Below are 16,263 nucleotides of genomic sequence, written 5' to 3' on the forward strand. Positions count from 1 at the left end.
TTAGGAAAATAGATGTTCGATTACAAGCTGCTCGCCGCGCTCGCTGCTGTGGTGGAGCAGGCCGGCTTCGAGCGGGCCGCTCTGGTGCTGGGCCTGTCGCAGTCGGCGGTGTCGCAGCGGATCAAACTGCTCGAGGCGCGGGTCGGCCAGCCGGTGCTGGTGCGGGCGACGCCGCCCCAGCCCACCGAGCTGGGCCGGCGCCTGCTCAACCATGTCCAGCAGGTGCGTCTGCTGGAGCGCGACCTGCAAGGCCAGGTTCCGGCGCTCGACGAGGGCGGGCAGCCGGAGCGCCTGCGCATCGCGATCAACGCCGACAGCCTGGCGACCTGGTGGGCGCCGGCAGTGGCCGATTTCTGCGCCGAGCACCGGGTGTTGCTAGACCAGGTAGTGGAAGACCAGGAGGTCGGGCTCAAGCGCATGCGCGCCGGCGAGGTGGCGGCCTGCGTCTGTGCTGCCGAACGTCCTGTGGCCGGGGCGCGCAGTCTTTTGCTGGGCGCCATGCGCTATCGGGCGTTGGCCAGTCCGGCGTTCATCGCGCGGCATTTCCCCACCGGGGTGACTCCCGCAGCATTGGCTCGCAGCCCGGCCATCGTGTTCGGGCCGGACGATTTCCTCCAGCATCGGTATCTGGAGTCGCTGGGCGTGGCGGGGGGATTCGTCTATCACCTCTGTCCGTCTTCCGAAGGCTTTGTCCGCCTGACATCGGGCGGACTCGGCTGGGGGCTGGTGCCGGAGTTGCAGGTGGCCGGCGAACTGGCCCGTGGCGAGCTGGTCGAGCTACTGCCGGAGCGGCCGGTGGATGTGCCGCTCTACTGGCACCACTGGCGCAACGGCGGCGAATTGCTCGGCGAACTCACCCGTCGACTCGTTCGGGCGGCTGAGCGGTTGCTGGTGCGTTGAGGGCCACCCGCTTGGCTCGCTGCGCCACGGCAGCGAGCCGGTGCGAGTGCTAGAGTCGGCATTCATAAGAAGGACGGAGCGACGATGAAGATTCTGGTGACCGGAGCGAGTGGTTTCATCGGTGGGCGTTTCGCCCGCTTCGCCCTGGAGCAGGGGCTGAGCGTGCGGGTCAACGGTCGGCGACCGGAGGCGGTGGAGCACCTGGTGCGGCGCGGTGCCGAGTTCGTCCAGGGCGATCTGGCCGACCCCGAACTGGCCCAGCGCCTTTGCCAGGATGTCGAAGCAGTGGTGCATTGCGCCGGTGCGGTGGGTGTCTGGGGGCGGTACGCGCATTTCTACCAGGCCAACGTGCAGGTCACCGAGAACGTCGTCGAGGCTTGCCTCAAGCAGCATGTGCGGCGGTTGCTGCACCTGTCGTCTCCGTCCATCTACTTCGACGGGCAATCTCACGTGGGACTGCGTGAGGAGCAGGTGCCCAAGCGCTTTTCCGACCATTACGGCGCGACCAAGTACTTGGCTGAACAGAAGGTTTTCGGGGCCGAGGAGTTCGGCCTGGAGGTGATCGCCTTCCGTCCGCGCTTCGTCACCGGCGCCGGAGACACCAGCATCTTCCCGCGACTAATCCAGATGCAGCGCAGGGGGCGGCTGTCGATCATCGGCAACGGCCTGAACAAGGTCGACGTCACCAGCGTGCAGAATCTCAACGATGCGCTGTTCAGCGGCCTGCTGGCGGGCGGCGAGGCGCTGGGCAAGGTGTACAACATCAGCAACGGCGCACCGGTGCCCTTGTGGGATATGGTCAACTACGTGTTTCGCCAACTCGGCTTGCCGCCGGTCACCCGGCACATGCCCTATCCGCTGGCCTATGCCGTCGCTGCGCTCAACGAAGCGGTATGCAAGGTACTGCCCGGACAGCCGGAGCCCACGCTGTTCCGCCTCGGGGTGGCGGTGATGGCCAAGGATTTCTCCCTCGATATCACCCGGGCCCGGCAGTACCTAGACTACGACCCGCAGGTCAGCGTCTGGACCGCGCTGGACGAATTCTGTGCCTGGTGGCAGGCGCAGGGACTGTGACGACTCAGGCTTCGCCCTTGATCTCCTTCAAGTGCTTGTACACGGTCGCACGCCCCATGTTCAGTACGTTGGCCACATAGTTCGCGGCGCTCCGGCCCTTGAAAGCACCTTCCGCATGCAGGGCTTCCACCAGTTCGCGCTTGTGCTCGCGGGTGAGCCTGTTCAGGCCCAGTTGGCGCTGGCGCAGCCAATTGTGCAGGAAGGTGTTGATGCGCTCCTGCCAGTCATCACGGAACAGGGCGTCCGGCTGCGGGATCAGTTGGGTCGGCGAGAGGAACAGGTCGAGCGCCGCCTTCGCGCTTTCGAACAGGGAAATGTTCAGGTTGATGCACAACATGGCGATTGGCGTGCCCGCGGCGTCGCGCAGGACAGTGCTGACCGAGCGGATTTTCTGGCCGTCCCAGTTGAGCTTCTCGTAAGGGCCGATGTTGCGTTCGCCGTTGTCGTCGCTGAGCAGGTCCAGTAGCGCGGCGTCGTCGCCGATGCGCCGCTTGGATAGGTTGTTGGCGATGTAGTCCACCGATTGGGTGCGCAGGTCGTGCAGCACCACTTCGGCATGGGGGAAGAACAGGGTGGCGATGGCATCGGCGATGGCCCGGTAGTTCTCCAGGGCGGGATCTTGGCGGGGCGGCGTCATGCGGTTGCGTGCTCCTGGGCTGGCGCCCGCCGGTGTCTGGCGGGCGCAGGGAGTGTGCCGCAAAGCGTCCGGGGCGTCACCACAGGCGCGTCGGCGAGAGGCCGTCGGCGCTCAGGCCGAAGCCGGCCAGCGTGGCCGGCAGCGGCTCGCCACGGACCAGCGCGGCGCAGGCCTGGCCCATCGCCGGCGAAGTCTGGATGCCGTAACCGCCCTGGGCCGCGACCCAGAAGAAGCCCGGCGCCTGCGGGTCGTAGCCGCCCACCAGGTCGCCATCGGCAACGAACGAGCGCAGCCCGGCCCAGGTATGGGCGGGGCGACGGATGCTCAGGCTGGTGGCCTCTTCGATCTGGTAGATGCCCATGGCGATGTCCAGCTCTTCCGGCTGCACGTCGTGGGGTTCGACCGGGTCGGCATTGGCCGGCGAGCCGAGCAACATGCCGGCGTCCGGCTTCATGTAGAAGGATTCATCGAGGCTGACCAGCATCGGCCAGCGGTGGGCTTCCACGCCTTCCGGCGCGGCGAAAATGAAGGCGGCGCGGCGTTTCGGCTGGAGGCCGATCGGCCGGACCCCGGCGAGGTTGGCGATGCGGTCGCACCAGCCGCCGGCGGCATTGATCAGGACCGGAGCGCGATAGGTCCGCTCGGCACTGCGCACTTCCCAGGCGTCGCCGCTGCGCTGGATAGCGAGTGCTTCGGTCGCGCAGTCGATCCGGCCACCGTGCCGGCGGATTCCACGCAGGTAGCCCTGGTGCAAGGCATCGGTGTCGATGTCGGCGGCGGAGGGGTCGTACAGCGCACCGTGGACCTTCTCCCGGCGCAATACGGGAATCAGGGCGCAAGCCTGGTCGGCATCGAGCAGGCGCACCTGGGTCACGCTGGCCAAGGCACTGTGGTATTGGCGTTCGAGTTCCTCGCGGTCGCCGCTGAAGTTCACGGTCAGCTCGCCGCGCGGGGACAGCAGCGGATGTTCGGCGAAGCCCTCCGGCGGGTTGTCGAAGAAGGTCCGGCTGGCCGCCGTCAGTGCCCGTACTTGCGGCGTGCCGTAGGCGACGGTGTAGAGCGCGGCGGAGCGTCCGGTCGAGTGGTAGCCGGGTTGGGGCTCGCGTTCGATGAGCTGTACGCGGCCATGGGGCGCCAGGAAGTAGCCGGTGGATGCGCCGGCGATACCGGCGCCGATGATGAGGAAGTCCGCTTCGATCATGGTGGGCTCACAGGAGACGGTGGAGGGCGTTGGCCAGGGCGATGTCTTCCAGGCCGAGGCCGATGGAGCGGAAGAATACCGGGCGGCGGTAATCGGGACGCTGCGCCTTGTCGCTCAGCAGCTCCGGCAGGTCGCCGCGGATGTCCGCGCTGTTCCAGCCATGCCGTTCGCCGGCCAGCAGCATTTCGCCGGCGGCGCCGGGTGTCGTGGACCGGTAGTCGCAATAGACGTCCATACCCGCCAGGCTTTGCGGCGGCACTTCGTGCGCCCTGGGCGCGTTGGTGCTAATTGAGGTGACCAGGGCCGGCTTGGCCAGGGCGAGCGGGTCGAGCACCGGGGTGGCGGACGAGGTACAGAGCAGGATGACATCGGCACCTTCCACCGCGTCCGCCAGATCGACGACGATCTCCAGGCGCGGATCGAGGGCGCGGAGTTCCTGGCGGGCCTCCGCAGAGGCCTGCGCGAGCCGGGGCGAATGCAGGCGGATGTCCTGCCAATCGCGCAGGCCCTTGACGTAGCGCAAATGCGCACGAGCCACCGGGCCGCTGCCGATCACCGCCAGGCGGCGTGCGTCGGCGGGAGCCAGGGCCTCCACTGCCACCGCCGTGGTCGCCGCGGTGCGCGCGGTGGTCAGGCTGCCGGCGTCGCAGAGCAGCAGCGGCTGGCCGGTTTCCATGGACATCAGCAAGGTCCAGGCGCTGACCAATGCACCCTGTTCGCGCTTGATGTAGGGCGACGTCTTGACCCCGTAGACGCCCTCGCGCGACAGGACGCCGAGGTAATTGATGAAGTCGCCGCTCGCATCTGGGAATTCGACCAGCTGCTGGGCCGGTTGCACGGCGTGGCCGGCGGCGAGGTCGCGGAACATGTCGGCCATGGCCTGGTGGACGTCGATCCGGGCGAGCAGGCGTTCCGCTTCGGCCTGTTCGATCACGTAGGGGGTAGGGCGCATCGGGCGACTCCAATATGAACTGTTTGTCCATATTGGATTTTATAGTCCATATCGGCAAGAGGCCGTGCTCATCCCCTTAAGCCGATGACGCCTTTCTATCCGTGCGGGCCGCTCCTGAAACGAAAAAGGCGAAGCACCGGGCTTCGCCTTTTGTCGTTCCACTTGCGCTTCAGTGCTTGCGCGGCACCGGCTTGAGCAGCTCGGCGGGCGGCATTTCGCAATGAATCTTGCGCCCCAGCAGCTCTTCGATGGGCGGCAGGGCGAAGGCATCGTCCTCGCCGGCGAAGCTGATGGAGGTGCCGCTGGTGCCGGCACGGCCGGTCCGGCCGATGCGGTGGACGTAGTCGTCCGGGTCTTCCGGCAGGGTGAAGTTGATCACGTGGCTGATGCCTTCGACGTGGATGCCGCGGCCGGCCACGTCGGTGGCGACCAGCACGCGAATCTTGCCTTCGCGGAAGCCTTCCAGGGTCTTGATCCGCTTCTGCTGCGGGACGTCGCCGGACATCTGGGCGGCGCTGACGCCGTCCTTGGTCAGGCGCTCCTCGATGCGGCGCACTTCGTCGCGGCGGTTGGCGAAAACCATCACCCGGGTCCAGTCGTTCTGCACGATCAGGTTGTACAGCAGCTTGTACTTGTCGTTGCTGGCCACGGCGTAGACGTGCTGTTCGACGGTATCGCTGGCGACGTTCTCCGGCTCGATCTCGACGATCGCCGGGTCCACCGTCCACTGCTTGGCCAGGTTCATCACGTCTTCGGTGAAGGTGGCGGAGAACAGCAAGGTCTGGCGCTCGCCCTTGTACGGGGTCTGGCGGATGATCTGGCGCACCTGCGGAATGAAGCCCATGTCGAGCATGCGGTCGGCTTCGTCGAGGACCAGCACCTCGACCATGTCCAGGTGCACTTCGCCGCGCTGGTTGAAGTCCAGCAGGCGGCCCGGCGTGGCGACCAGGATGTCACAGTAGCGCGACTCGAGCTGCTTGAGCTGCTTGTCGAAGTCCATGCCGCCGACGAAGCTCATGACGTTGAGGCCGCTGTACTTGGTCAGGTCCAGGGCGTCCTTGGCGATCTGCACCACCAGTTCCCGGGTCGGCGCGATGATCAGCGCGCGTGGCTCGCCCATGTAGCGCTCTTTCGGCGGCGGGGTGGTGAGTAGTTGAGTGATGGTGGAGATGAGGAAGGCGGCGGTCTTGCCCGTGCCGGTCTGGGCCCGGCCGATGGCGTCGCGCCCCTTCAGGGTGTGGCCGAGGACCTGGGCCTGGATCGGTGTGCAGTAGGGAAAGCCGAGGTCATGGATGGCATGCATCAGCCGTGGGTCGAGATCGAAGTCGTGGAAGCGGGTCTTGCCTTCGGCCGGCTCGACCACGAAGTCCTCCAGCTTCCAGTTATCCACCGGCTTGGCCGGGCGCTCACGGCGTGGTTTATCCGATTTCGGCTTGTCCGCCTTGCGTTCCGCGTTCTCGCCTTTACGGGCTTCGTCGCCAGTGCGCTTTTCGGAAGCCGGGCGTGGCGGTTTCGACTTGGGAGTGCTGCGCTTTTCGTCGTCGACAGTGCGGGGGGAGGCGGGGGAAGGTGCCGGGCCGGATACGGGCGCTTCGCCCTTGCCAAAAATTTTTTTGAGTGCTTTGAGCACGGTAATCTCATCAGTTGGTTAAGGAGTGAACGGCCGCCAGTGTAAAGCAATAAACCGGCGCGGCGAAATATTGCTCAATCGCCGGCCTGAGGGTCAAATGTGACCGGTTGGTCAGTCCTCCGGCAAGTTATCCCGCAGCAGGCGACGCACATTGTCGCCCATGATCGCGGCGATCTCGTCGCGGCTGAAACCGGCTTCCAGCAGGCCGTCGGTGAGTTGGGCCAGGCCACTGGCGTCGAACGGTGTACGTACGGTGCCATTGAAGTCCGACCCGAGGGCCACGTGGGCCACGCCTACCTGGTCGGCGGTGTAGCGGATCGCCTTGACGATGGCCGCCACCGAAGTGGCGCAGACCGCCGCGTCCCAGTAGCCGATGCCGATCACCCCGCCGGTGGCGGCGATCCCTTTCAGATACGCATCGCTGAGGTTGCGCGGGCCCGGACAGGTGCCGGCGACGCCGCCGTGGGAGACCAGCACCGGCCGGCGGGCGATGGCCAGGACATCGTCGATCAGAGCTGGAGACGCGTGGGCCAGGTCCACCAGCATGTGTTTCTGCTCCAGGCGGGCGATCACGTCGCGGCCGAAGGGCGTCAGTCCGCCTTTGTTCAGGCCATGGGCCGAGCCGCCGACCTCGTTATCGAAGAAGTGGGTCAGCCCGGCGATGCGGAAGCCGGCATCGTAAAGGCGGTCGAGGTTTTCCAGCCTGCCTTCCAGTGGTTGCAGCCCTTCGGTGGCTAGCAGGGCGGCGACGCGCTGTGGGTCTCTGCTCCAACGCTCCAGGAAGGTGTCCAGTTCGCGGCGATTCGTCACCACTACCAGGCGCCCGTCGCTGGCCGCGGCAGCCTCATGCAATTTGCGGCTCTGGTAAAGGGCGCGCTGCAACAGGCTGTTCCAGGTTTCCCGTGGCCAGCGCTGGGCCATCGCCAGCAGGGTGATGTTGTCGGCATCGCTGTCGTTGCGCTGGTAGTTCAGCCAGCGTGGGGTCTTGGTGACGGTGGAGAACACCTGCAGCGCGACGTGCCCCTCCAGCAAGCGCGGCAGGTCGGAGTGGCCGTAGTTCCGGCGTTGCAGCAGGTCGCGTTCCCAGAGCAGGGCATCGTTGTGCAGGTCGGCGATGAACAGGCGCTGGTGGACTTGCCGGGCTGCAGCGCTGGCCGGGTAGGGCGGAGTGTTCTCGACGCTGTTCAGGAAGCGGTCGAGCAGGGGCGGCAGGCTGAAGAAAATCGCCAATCCCGACACGGCCAGGATCAGCAGGACGACGAGAGCTTTGCGCATGGGAAGCATCCGGCTTCGGGTGTCCTCGGCACTGTAGCAGGCCGGGGCGCGCTCAACCGCAGAGTCGGTTGCGACCTTCCTGCTTGGCCTGGTACAGCGCCGCATCGGCGCGGGCGATCAGGTCTTCCAGGCTGTCCGACGCCTCCATCTGGGCCAGCCCGATGGATACGGTGACGCCCGGCAGCATGCCCACCGGCGAATAGAAGGTGCCGACCTGCTCCAGGCTCTGGCGCAGCCGCTCGCCAATGTTGCGCGCTTCGGCCGCGCCCAGTTCCGGCAGGAGGATGACGAATTCTTCGCCGCCGTAGCGGGTCATGTTGTCCTTGGGGCGGAGCTGGTTGCGCAGCGTGTGGGCGACCAGGCAGAGGGCATAGTCGCCGGCCAGGTGGCCGTGCTGGTCGTTGTAGGCCTTGAAGTGGTCCACGTCGAGCATCAGCATGCTCATCGGCTGGTTGTTGAAGGCGCAGCGGGTGCTTTCGCGCTGGAAGACATGCTCCAGCCAGCGCCGGTTGAACAGGCCGGTCAGGGTATCGACGTTGGCGTTCTGCTCGGTATCGAGGATGATCCGGTTGCCCTGGCGGACCCGCTCGCAAAGCAGCTCCAACAGGTTTTGCATCAACTGGGGAGACTCGTTGAAGAGTGTCATCAGCGACTGGCGATGCAGGCGCAGGACCAACGACCGTTCGTTGGCCACGACATAGGCCGAGGGCCGGTCGTTGTCGATGAAGCTGATTTCCCCCGCACACTCACCCGGTTCCAGCGTGCTGACCGGCTGGTTATCGAGGGAGCCGAGATAGACCTTGAGCTGCCCTTCGAGGAGCAGATAGAGGAACTGGTTGCGGTTGAACGGGGAGAGCAGGATTTCCCCAGCCTCGAGTTCACAAGCGCGGAATTCCTTGAGCAGGTGCTTCAAGCTGCTGGCCGCCACGTTCTGAAAAAGGCGCAGATGGCGGATCTGCTGCAGGTTTTCCTGCCAGTGGGCGGTTTTCATCGCAGCGAGGACGTGCAGAGGCTGGTGGGAATAGGCATCGCGATATCGTCCCTGGGTGGCGAATACCGGCTTTGACATTATTCCAGCGCCAAAGTTCTGGCAACGCTTGCCGAAAGTTGGGCCGACCATCGGTCGGCCTTTCTTTCCTAACTGGCGATCAGTTCAAATTTCACCGGGAAGGGTGCCAGCCGCCGCTCGATTTCCGCCCGACGCTGCGCATCCAGCGCCGGCACCCGGATGTCCGCCCGTTGGCCGTGCCGGTCGTCGTTGCGGACCTCGATGCTTATTCCCGCATCCAGCGGTTGCAGCACGGATTCGAAGACGCGACGAATGGCGTCGAAGCGCAGCGCCGGCTTGAAGGTCTTGCCTACTGCGGTGACCGGAATGGCGTCGATGATCCATACATCCTTGGGGATCGCCGCGCGTTCCGGTATGTGCGCGGCGGCGTGCTCGAGCAGTTCCGCCTCGCTGGCTTGGGCGCCGGGCTTCAGTTGCACATAGACCACCGGCAGTTCGCCGGCCTTCTCGTCCGGCTTGCCGACCGCCGCGGCCATGGCGACGGCAGGGTGCTTGTGCAGGGCTTCCTCGATCAGTTGCGGGTCGATGTTATGGCCGCCGCGGATGATCAGGTCCTTGCTCCGGCCGGTGAGCCAGATGTAGCCGTCGGTGTCCATCCGGCCGAGATCGCCGGTGTTGAACCAGTCGCCGTCGACCCAGATGTCCTTGTTCTTGCTCGCTTGCAGGTACCCCTTGAACACCGTGATACCGCGCAGGCAGACGTTGCCGATCTCGTTGGTCGCCGCATCGCGCAGGAAGTTGCCCTGTTCGTCGAGGACCTTGATGGCGACTTCGCAGTAGGGCATGCGCAGGCCGATGGAGCCCGGCCGCCGCTCGCCCGCCGGCGGGTTGCCGCAACTGCCGCAGGTGCCTTCGGTGAGGCCGTAGCCTTCGATCAGCTTGAGTCCGGTCTTGCCTTCGAACTGGCGGATCAGCTCCACCGGCATCGGCGCGGCGCCGCACAGGGCGTAGCGCAGGCTGGACAGGTCGTGACCTTCGCTGGGGATTTGCAGGAGCCCGGCATAAATAGTCGGAACCCCGCTGAAGAAACTGACCCGGTGGCGCTCGATGATCTTCCAGAAGTTCTGGATCAGGCTCGGGTTGCGGTAGCCCTGGGGTGTGGCCAGGAGCACTTGGGCATTGCGGAAGAAGGGCGCCAGCCCGGTGACCATTACCCCGTTGACGTGGAACAACGGCAGGCCGCAGAGGGTGGTGTCGCTTTCGCCGAAATCCAGCAGGAAGGCCAGGATCATTGCCATCGCCACTTCGTTACGGTGGCTGTGCGGCGCCAGCTTGGGCGTGCCGGTGGTGCCGCCGGTATGGAAATAGGAGGCGATGTCGTCCGGCTGGATGTCCCGGCCGCTTTCCAGCCGGTCGGCCGGGCAGGCGGCGATCAGTTCGTCGAAGTCCAGCACCCCTTCCGGCAACGGGCCGCGCTGGGCCTTGATGGCATTGCGCTGCGGTTCGGGCAGCAGGTTCGCCAAATCCACGGTGACGATGGCGTTCAGGCCGGGCAGGTGGTCGCGCAGGCCGGCCACCTTGTCCCACAGGTCGGTGCCGGGGAAGGGGGCCAGGGTCACCAGCACCTCGGAGTCGGAGGCGCGGATCAGTTCGGCGATGTGCTCGGGTTCGAGCAGGGGGTTGATCGCATTGACGATACCGGCCGCTTCGCCGCCCCAGAGGGTGAGGTGCGTGTGCGGCAGGTTCGGCAGGAGAAAGGACACCGCCTTGCCGGGTCGGATGCCCAGGCGGTGGAAGGCGTTGGCGGTCTGGGTGATCCGGGCGAACAGTTCGGCGTAGGTCAAGCGGTAGGGCGTCTCGTCCGCCGTACCCTGGAGCAGGAAGGTCAGCGCCGGTGCATCCGGGTTGCGCTGTGCGCTGCGGCGCAGCAGGTCATAGGTGCTGGAAGGCATGTCGCGCGCTTCCAGCGGGGTTTCTTCGATTCGTTCGACATCACGCAGCGAGGCTATTGGGGGAATGCGGTTCGCGTTCATGGTCCCTTCTTGTTGTCGAGTCGAGGTCAGCCGAGACGTTCGCTCAGCCAGTCAGCGATATCGCGTACTTCTTCCGGCAACACCTCGTGGCCCATCGGATAGTCCTTCCAGCCCACCGGCACTCCGCGGGCGGCCAGATAGTCGTGCGCCGCACGGCCGAGAGCCATGGGCACCACGTCGTCGAAGGTGCCATGCAAACAGAGCGCCGACAGTTGTTGTTTTGTATCCGCGAGTGTCGCTTCGTCGGAGAACGTCGGCGCGTAGGTGGACAGCGCCAACACCCCGCCGAGCGCTCCCGGCCAGCGCAGGTAGGCGGTGTGCAGGACCACCGCGCCGCCCTGGGAGAAACCGGCGAGCACGATCCGCTCCGGTGCGATGCCGGCGGCGACCTGACTCTCGATCAGGTCGGTCACCTGGTGGGACGATTGCTCAAGTTGATCGAGGTCCACCGCGCGTGCCACCGGGCTCATGGCCAGGATGTCGTACCAACTGGGCATTTCCCAGCCGCCATTGATGGTCACCGGGCGGGTTGGCGCCTGCGGGAGAACGAAGCGTGTGGTGTCCAAACGCTCCTGCAAGGCCTCGGCTACCGGCAGGAAGTCGTAACGGTCCGCCCCCAGTCCGTGCAACCAGATGACGCACGCATCGGCCTCCTGTGTGGGGTGAAGAATCAAGGGTTCGGTCATCGGAGGCTCCAGTGCAGTGCGCGGGCACCATTTTGGTGCGCTACGCTTTCAGGGGGTGGGCGAATCCGTGAAGAAGATGTCGCAAGGCTAAAACTTTTGCTCTTGACCTCTTCCGATCGCATTTCGAACGCCGCTCTGGTACGGGCTTTGCTAAGTCAGCACCGGACTGAAGATATGGCGCTTTGCCGGTAACACAGCGCGCAGAGCATGCGCCATATAACAGACAGAAGCCGTCCCGGCGGCTTCAATAGGTTCGCTAAGCGCTGCGGCTGGCGCAAGGTGAACGATTCGTCTCCAGCCCATTTGACCAATGGGCGAGGCGGGTTTTATGGCTGACGGAAAAACGGCCAACTAGACTCCGCCTTAGGCCTGCACCCCGGTCGATCCTGCTGGCGCCGATAGGATCGAACGTGCCCCACAAAGGTACGGTGGAAGGGCCGAGACTCCAACACAACAAAAGCAACTGGAGGTTTTGATGAAAATGGTGAAAACCACCCTGGCTGTGCTGACCACTGCTGCAGTGCTCGGCGTCAGCAGCTTCGCGCAGGCGGGCGCGACCCTGGACGCAGTGAAGAAGAAGGGCTTCGTGCAGTGCGGTATCAGTGATGGTCTGCCGGGCTTCTCCTACGCCGACGCCAAGGGCAACTACAAAGGGATCGACGTCGATGTTTGCCGTGCGGTAGCCGCTGCGGTTTTCGGCGATGCCAGCAAGGTCAAGTTCAGCCCGCTGACCGCCAAGGAGCGTTTCACTGCGCTGCAATCCGGTGAAGTCGATGTGCTGTCGCGCAACACCACCTGGACCAGCTCGCGCGATTCGGCCATGGGTCTGAATTTCGCCGGCGTGACCTACTACGACGGCCAGGGCTTCCTGGTGAACAAGAAGCTCGGCGTATCCAGCGCCAAGGAACTCGATGGCGCCACCGTCTGCATCCAGGCCGGTACCACCACTGAGCTGAACCTCGCCGACTACTTCCGCGCCAACGGCCTGAAGTACACCCCCATCACCTACGACACCTCCGACGAAAGCGCCAAGTCGCTGGAGTCCAGCCGTTGCGACGTGCTGACCTCCGACCAGTCGCAGCTCTACGCACAGCGCATCAAGCTGGCCGCGCCGGATGACTACGTCGTTCTGCCGGAAGTCATTTCCAAGGAACCGCTGGGCCCAGCCGTTCGCCAGGGTGACGAAGAGTGGTTCGACATCGTGCGCTGGAGCCTCTTCGCCATGCTCAACGCCGAAGAACTCGGCATCGACTCGAAGAACGTCGAAGAGCAGGCCAAAACCACCAAGAACCCGGACGTCGCCCGTCTGCTCGGCGCGGAAGGCGAGTACGGCAAGGACCTGAAACTGCCGAAAGACTGGGCCGTTCAGATCGTCAAGCAGGTCGGCAACTACGGCGAGATTTTCGAGCGTAACGTCGGCGGCGGCAGCGAGCTGAAGATCGAGCGCGGCCTCAACGCCCTCTGGAACAAGGGTGGTCTGCAGTACGCACCGCCGGTGCGCTGACCGTTGTAAGTCACCACTTTCGGGTGGTGACTGTTCCAATAAAGACAACCCCGGGGCCTGCAGTCATAGGCCACCGGGGATTTCTTCATGAGGGCTGTCATGCAAACTAGTGTCAATGCCCCGCGCCCACGCGGTTCGGTCTGGACCGATCCGCAGATACGCGCGTGGCTCTTCCAGATCATCGCGGTGATCGCCGTGGTGTCGCTCGGTTGGTTCCTGTTCCAGAACACCCAGTACAACCTGGAGAAGCGCGGGATCATCTCCGGCTTCGGCTTTCTGCAGAACAGTGCCGGCTTCGGTATTTCCCAACACCTGATCGACTATAACGAGAGCAATTCCTACGGCCGGGTATTCGTCATCGGCCTGCTCAACACCTTGCTGGTCTCGGTCATCGGCATCGTGATGGCAACCATCCTCGGCTTCCTGGTCGGTATCGCCCGGTTGTCGCCGAACTGGCTGCTGAGCAAGCTGGCCACCATCTACATCGAGATTTTCCGTAACATCCCGCCGTTGCTGCAGATCTTCTTCTGGTACTTCGCCATCATGCTGCCCCTGCCGGGCCCACGGCAGAGCGTGAGCCTGGGGGACCTCTTCTTCATCAGCAACCGCGGCCTGAACATGCCGTCGCCCGATCCCACCGGGGCGTTCTGGCCGTTCGCGATCGCGCTGGTGCTGACCATCGTCGGCATCGTCCTGATGCGCCGCTGGGCCATGGCCCGCTTCGAGGCGACCGGCAAGACCTTCCCGATCCTGATCACCGCCTTGGCGATGCTGGTGGTGATTCCGGGCCTGACGGTGCTGATCGCGGGCAACCCCTTCGCCTGGAGCGTGCCGGAGCTGAAAGGCTTCAACTTCCGCGGCGGCTGGGTGGTGATCCCCGAGCTGATGGCGCTGGTCCTGGCGCTGACCATCTACACCGCGGCGTTCATCGCCGAGAACGTGCGTTCGGGCATCCAGGCAGTGAGCCATGGCCAGACCGAAGCGGCACGTTCCCTGGGCCTGCGCCCGGGCAAGGCGCTGCGTCTGGTGATCATTCCCCAGGCCATGCGGGTGATCATTCCGCCGCTCACCAGCCAGTACCTGAACCTGGCGAAGAACTCCTCGCTGGCCGCCGGCATCGGCTATCCGGACATGGTGTCGCTGTTCGCCGGTACCGTGCTCAACCAGACCGGCCAGGCCATCGAAACCATCGCCATCACCATGAGTGTGTATCTGGCCATCAGCATCAGCATTTCGATCCTGATGAACTGGTACAACAAGCGCATCGCGCTTATCGAGCGGTGAGGACAAGCGCATGACGACCCATACTTTCAAACCCGACCTGCCGCCGCCGACCATGAGCGTCGGAGTGCTCGGCTGGCTGCGCGCCAATCTGTTTTCCAACTGGTTCAACACCCTGCTGACGCTGCTGGCGATCTACCTGATCTGGCTGATCGTCCCGCCGCTGCTCAAGTGGGCCTTCATCGAAGCCGACTGGACCGGCACCACCCGTGCCGACTGCACCAGCGATGGCGCCTGCTGGGTCTTTATCAAGCAGCGCTTCAGCCAGTTCATGTACGGCTTCTATCCCGCCGAACTGCGCTGGCGCGTCGACATGGCCGCCTGGCTGGCGGTGATCGGCGCCGCACCGCTGTTCATCCGGCAGATGCCGCGCAAGGCGGTCTACGGGCTGGGCTTCCTGGTGGTCTATCCGCTGGTTGCCTTCTGGCTGCTGCATGGCGGTTTCCTGGGCCTGGAGGACGTGCCCACCAGCCGCTGGGGCGGCCTGATGCTGACCCTGGTGATCGCCTCCGTGGGCATCGCCGGTGCGCTGCCGCTGGGCATCCTGCTGGCGCTCGGCCGTCGTTCGAACATGCCGGCGATCCGCGTGATCAGCGTGACCTTCATCGAGTTCTGGCGCGGCGTTCCGCTGATCACCGTGCTGTTCATGTCCTCGGTGATGCTGCCGCTGTTCCTGCCCGAGGGGCTCAGCTTCGACAAGCTGATGCGGGCCCTGATCGGTGTGATCCTGTTCCAGTCCGCCTACATCGCCGAAGTGGTGCGTGGCGGTCTGCAGGCCATCCCGAAAGGCCAGTACGAAGCGGCCGCGGCCATGGGCCTGGGCTACTGGCGGATGATGGGCCTGGTGATCCTGCCGCAGGCGCTCAAGCTGGTCATCCCCGGCATCGTCAACACCTTCATCGCGCTGTTCAAGGACACCAGCCTGGTGATCATCATCGGCCTGTTCGACCTGCTCAACAGCATCAAGCAAGCCACCACCGACCCGGCCTGGCTGGGCATGGCCACCGAAGGCTATGTCTTCGCCGCCTTGGTGTTCTGGATCTTCTGTTTCGGCATGTCCCGCTACTCCCAGCATCTGGAGCGCAAGCTGGACACCGGCCACAAGCGTTAGGAGTTACCCCAATGACTGAAGCAAACAAACAGCCTGTCGCCGGCGATGGCATCATCCAGATGCAGGGCGTGCACAAGTGGTACGGCCAGTTCCACGTGCTCAAGGACATCAACCTGAACGTCAAGCAGGGCGAGCGCATCGTGCTCTGCGGGCCATCCGGTTCCGGCAAATCCACGACCATCCGTTGCCTCAACCGCCTGGAAGAGCACCAGCAGGGTCGTATCGTCGTCGATGGCGTCGAGCTGACCAGCGACCTCAAGCACATCGAGGCGATCCGCAGCGAAGTGGGCATGGTATTCCAGCACTTCAACCTGTTCCCGCACCTGACCGTGCTGCAGAACTGCACACTGGCGCCGATGTGGGTGCGCAAAATGCCCAAGCGCAAGGCGGAGGAAATCGCCATGCATTTCCTCGAGCGCGTGCGCATTCCCGAGCAGGCCAACAAGTACCCGGGCCAGCTTTCCGGCGGCCAGCAGCAGCGTGTGGCGATTGCCCGCGCCCTGTGCATGAAGCCGAAGATCATGTTGTTCGACGAACCGACTTCCGCACTCGATCCGGAAATGGTCAAGGAAGTGCTGGACACCATGATCGGTCTGGCCCAGGACGGCATGACCATGCTCTGTGTGACCCACGAAATGGGCTTCGCCCGCACCGTGGCGAACCGGGTGATCTTCATGGACAAGGGGGAAATCGTCGAGCAGGCCGCGCCGGACGAGTTCTTCACCAACCCGCAAAACGACCGCACCAAGCTGTTCCTCAGCCAGATCCTGCACTGAGGCGGGTGGTCGTGAAAAAGGGAGCTTCGGCTCCCTTTTTGTTATTGGCGTTGGTTGTATGCGTGGCGAATGAATTCGCCCCTACAGGGCACCTCTAAAAACGTAGACGAGGCAGTCAGCACAAGGCCTCGGCGGCCCCACAAAAACAAGCGAAAAAGCGACTGGGGTCGCATACGACTTTACGGGCTGTAAAT

The 16,263-nt window shown here is 64.6% G+C and carries 14 protein-coding genes; 6 read left to right on the forward strand and 8 right to left on the reverse strand.

Annotation, left to right across the window (positions count from 1 at the left end; translation table 11 throughout):
- Nucleotides 1-12 precede the first annotated feature (12 nt).
- Nucleotides 13-900 carry a LysR family transcriptional regulator ArgP gene (locus PIN01S_RS10750; RefSeq protein ID WP_084335658.1) on the forward strand — a complete coding sequence of 296 codons (888 nt, stop codon included), beginning with the start codon at nt 13-15 and terminating at the stop codon, nt 898-900.
- 84 nt (nt 901-984) lie between these two features.
- Nucleotides 985-1,974: an NAD-dependent epimerase/dehydratase family protein gene (locus tag PIN01S_RS10755; protein WP_084335659.1), complete on the forward strand. Its 990-nt coding sequence runs from the start codon at nt 985-987 to the stop codon at nt 1,972-1,974.
- Nucleotides 1,975-1,978: 4 nt separating this feature from the next.
- On the opposite strand, the gene PIN01S_RS10760 is transcribed toward PIN01S_RS10755, so the two are convergent.
- From PIN01S_RS10760 to PIN01S_RS10795, 8 genes are all read right to left on the reverse strand, one after another.
- Entirely contained in the window at nt 1,979-2,611 is a 633-nt protein-coding gene (locus PIN01S_RS10760; protein WP_084335660.1) for a helix-turn-helix transcriptional regulator, read from the reverse strand.
- Between the two features lie 76 nt (nt 2,612-2,687).
- Nucleotides 2,688-3,812, reverse strand: coding sequence for an NAD(P)/FAD-dependent oxidoreductase (locus PIN01S_RS10765; protein ID WP_084335661.1), 1,125 nt, complete (start codon nt 3,810-3,812; stop codon nt 2,688-2,690).
- Nucleotides 3,813-3,819: 7 nt separating this feature from the next.
- Nucleotides 3,820-4,764: an ornithine cyclodeaminase family protein gene (locus tag PIN01S_RS10770; protein ID WP_084335662.1), complete on the reverse strand. Its 945-nt coding sequence runs from the start codon at nt 4,762-4,764 to the stop codon at nt 3,820-3,822.
- Between the two features lie 169 nt (nt 4,765-4,933).
- Nucleotides 4,934-6,394 (reverse strand): ATP-dependent RNA helicase RhlB, encoded by a 1,461-nt coding sequence (rhlB, locus tag PIN01S_RS10775; RefSeq protein ID WP_084335663.1) that lies wholly within the window; start codon nt 6,392-6,394, stop codon nt 4,934-4,936.
- 111 nt (nt 6,395-6,505) lie between these two features.
- Nucleotides 6,506-7,669 (reverse strand): dipeptidase, encoded by a 1,164-nt coding sequence (locus tag PIN01S_RS10780; RefSeq protein ID WP_084335664.1) that lies wholly within the window; start codon nt 7,667-7,669, stop codon nt 6,506-6,508.
- A gap of 52 nt (nt 7,670-7,721) precedes the next feature.
- Nucleotides 7,722-8,660 carry a GGDEF domain-containing protein gene (locus PIN01S_RS10785; protein ID WP_084335768.1) on the reverse strand — a complete coding sequence of 313 codons (939 nt, stop codon included), beginning with the start codon at nt 8,658-8,660 and terminating at the stop codon, nt 7,722-7,724.
- A 146-nt stretch (nt 8,661-8,806) separates the two neighbouring features.
- On the reverse strand, nt 8,807-10,711 hold the full coding sequence (locus tag PIN01S_RS10790) for an acyl-CoA synthetase (protein ID WP_084335665.1): 1,905 nt from the start codon (nt 10,709-10,711) through the stop codon (nt 8,807-8,809).
- A gap of 26 nt (nt 10,712-10,737) precedes the next feature.
- Entirely contained in the window at nt 10,738-11,397 is a 660-nt protein-coding gene (locus tag PIN01S_RS10795) for an alpha/beta hydrolase (RefSeq protein WP_084335666.1), read from the reverse strand.
- A 475-nt stretch (nt 11,398-11,872) separates the two neighbouring features.
- On the opposite strand from PIN01S_RS10795, the gene PIN01S_RS10800 reads away from it, so the two are divergent.
- From PIN01S_RS10800 to PIN01S_RS10815, 4 genes are all read left to right on the forward strand, one after another.
- Nucleotides 11,873-12,901, forward strand: a complete 1,029-nt coding sequence (locus PIN01S_RS10800) for an amino acid ABC transporter substrate-binding protein (protein ID WP_084335667.1) — start codon at nt 11,873-11,875, stop codon at nt 12,899-12,901.
- A 99-nt stretch (nt 12,902-13,000) separates the two neighbouring features.
- Nucleotides 13,001-14,185: an amino acid ABC transporter permease gene (locus tag PIN01S_RS10805; RefSeq protein WP_084335668.1), complete on the forward strand. Its 1,185-nt coding sequence runs from the start codon at nt 13,001-13,003 to the stop codon at nt 14,183-14,185.
- Nucleotides 14,186-14,195: 10 nt separating this feature from the next.
- On the forward strand, nt 14,196-15,293 hold the full coding sequence (locus PIN01S_RS10810) for an amino acid ABC transporter permease (RefSeq protein WP_084335669.1): 1,098 nt from the start codon (nt 14,196-14,198) through the stop codon (nt 15,291-15,293).
- An 11-nt stretch (nt 15,294-15,304) separates the two neighbouring features.
- Nucleotides 15,305-16,069: an amino acid ABC transporter ATP-binding protein gene (locus tag PIN01S_RS10815; RefSeq protein ID WP_084335670.1), complete on the forward strand. Its 765-nt coding sequence runs from the start codon at nt 15,305-15,307 to the stop codon at nt 16,067-16,069.
- Nucleotides 16,070-16,263 lie beyond the last annotated feature (194 nt).

The sequence above is a fragment of the Pseudomonas indica NBRC 103045 genome, from assembly GCF_002091635.1.
Taxonomy (GTDB): domain Bacteria; phylum Pseudomonadota; class Gammaproteobacteria; order Pseudomonadales; family Pseudomonadaceae; genus Pseudomonas_M; species Pseudomonas_M indica.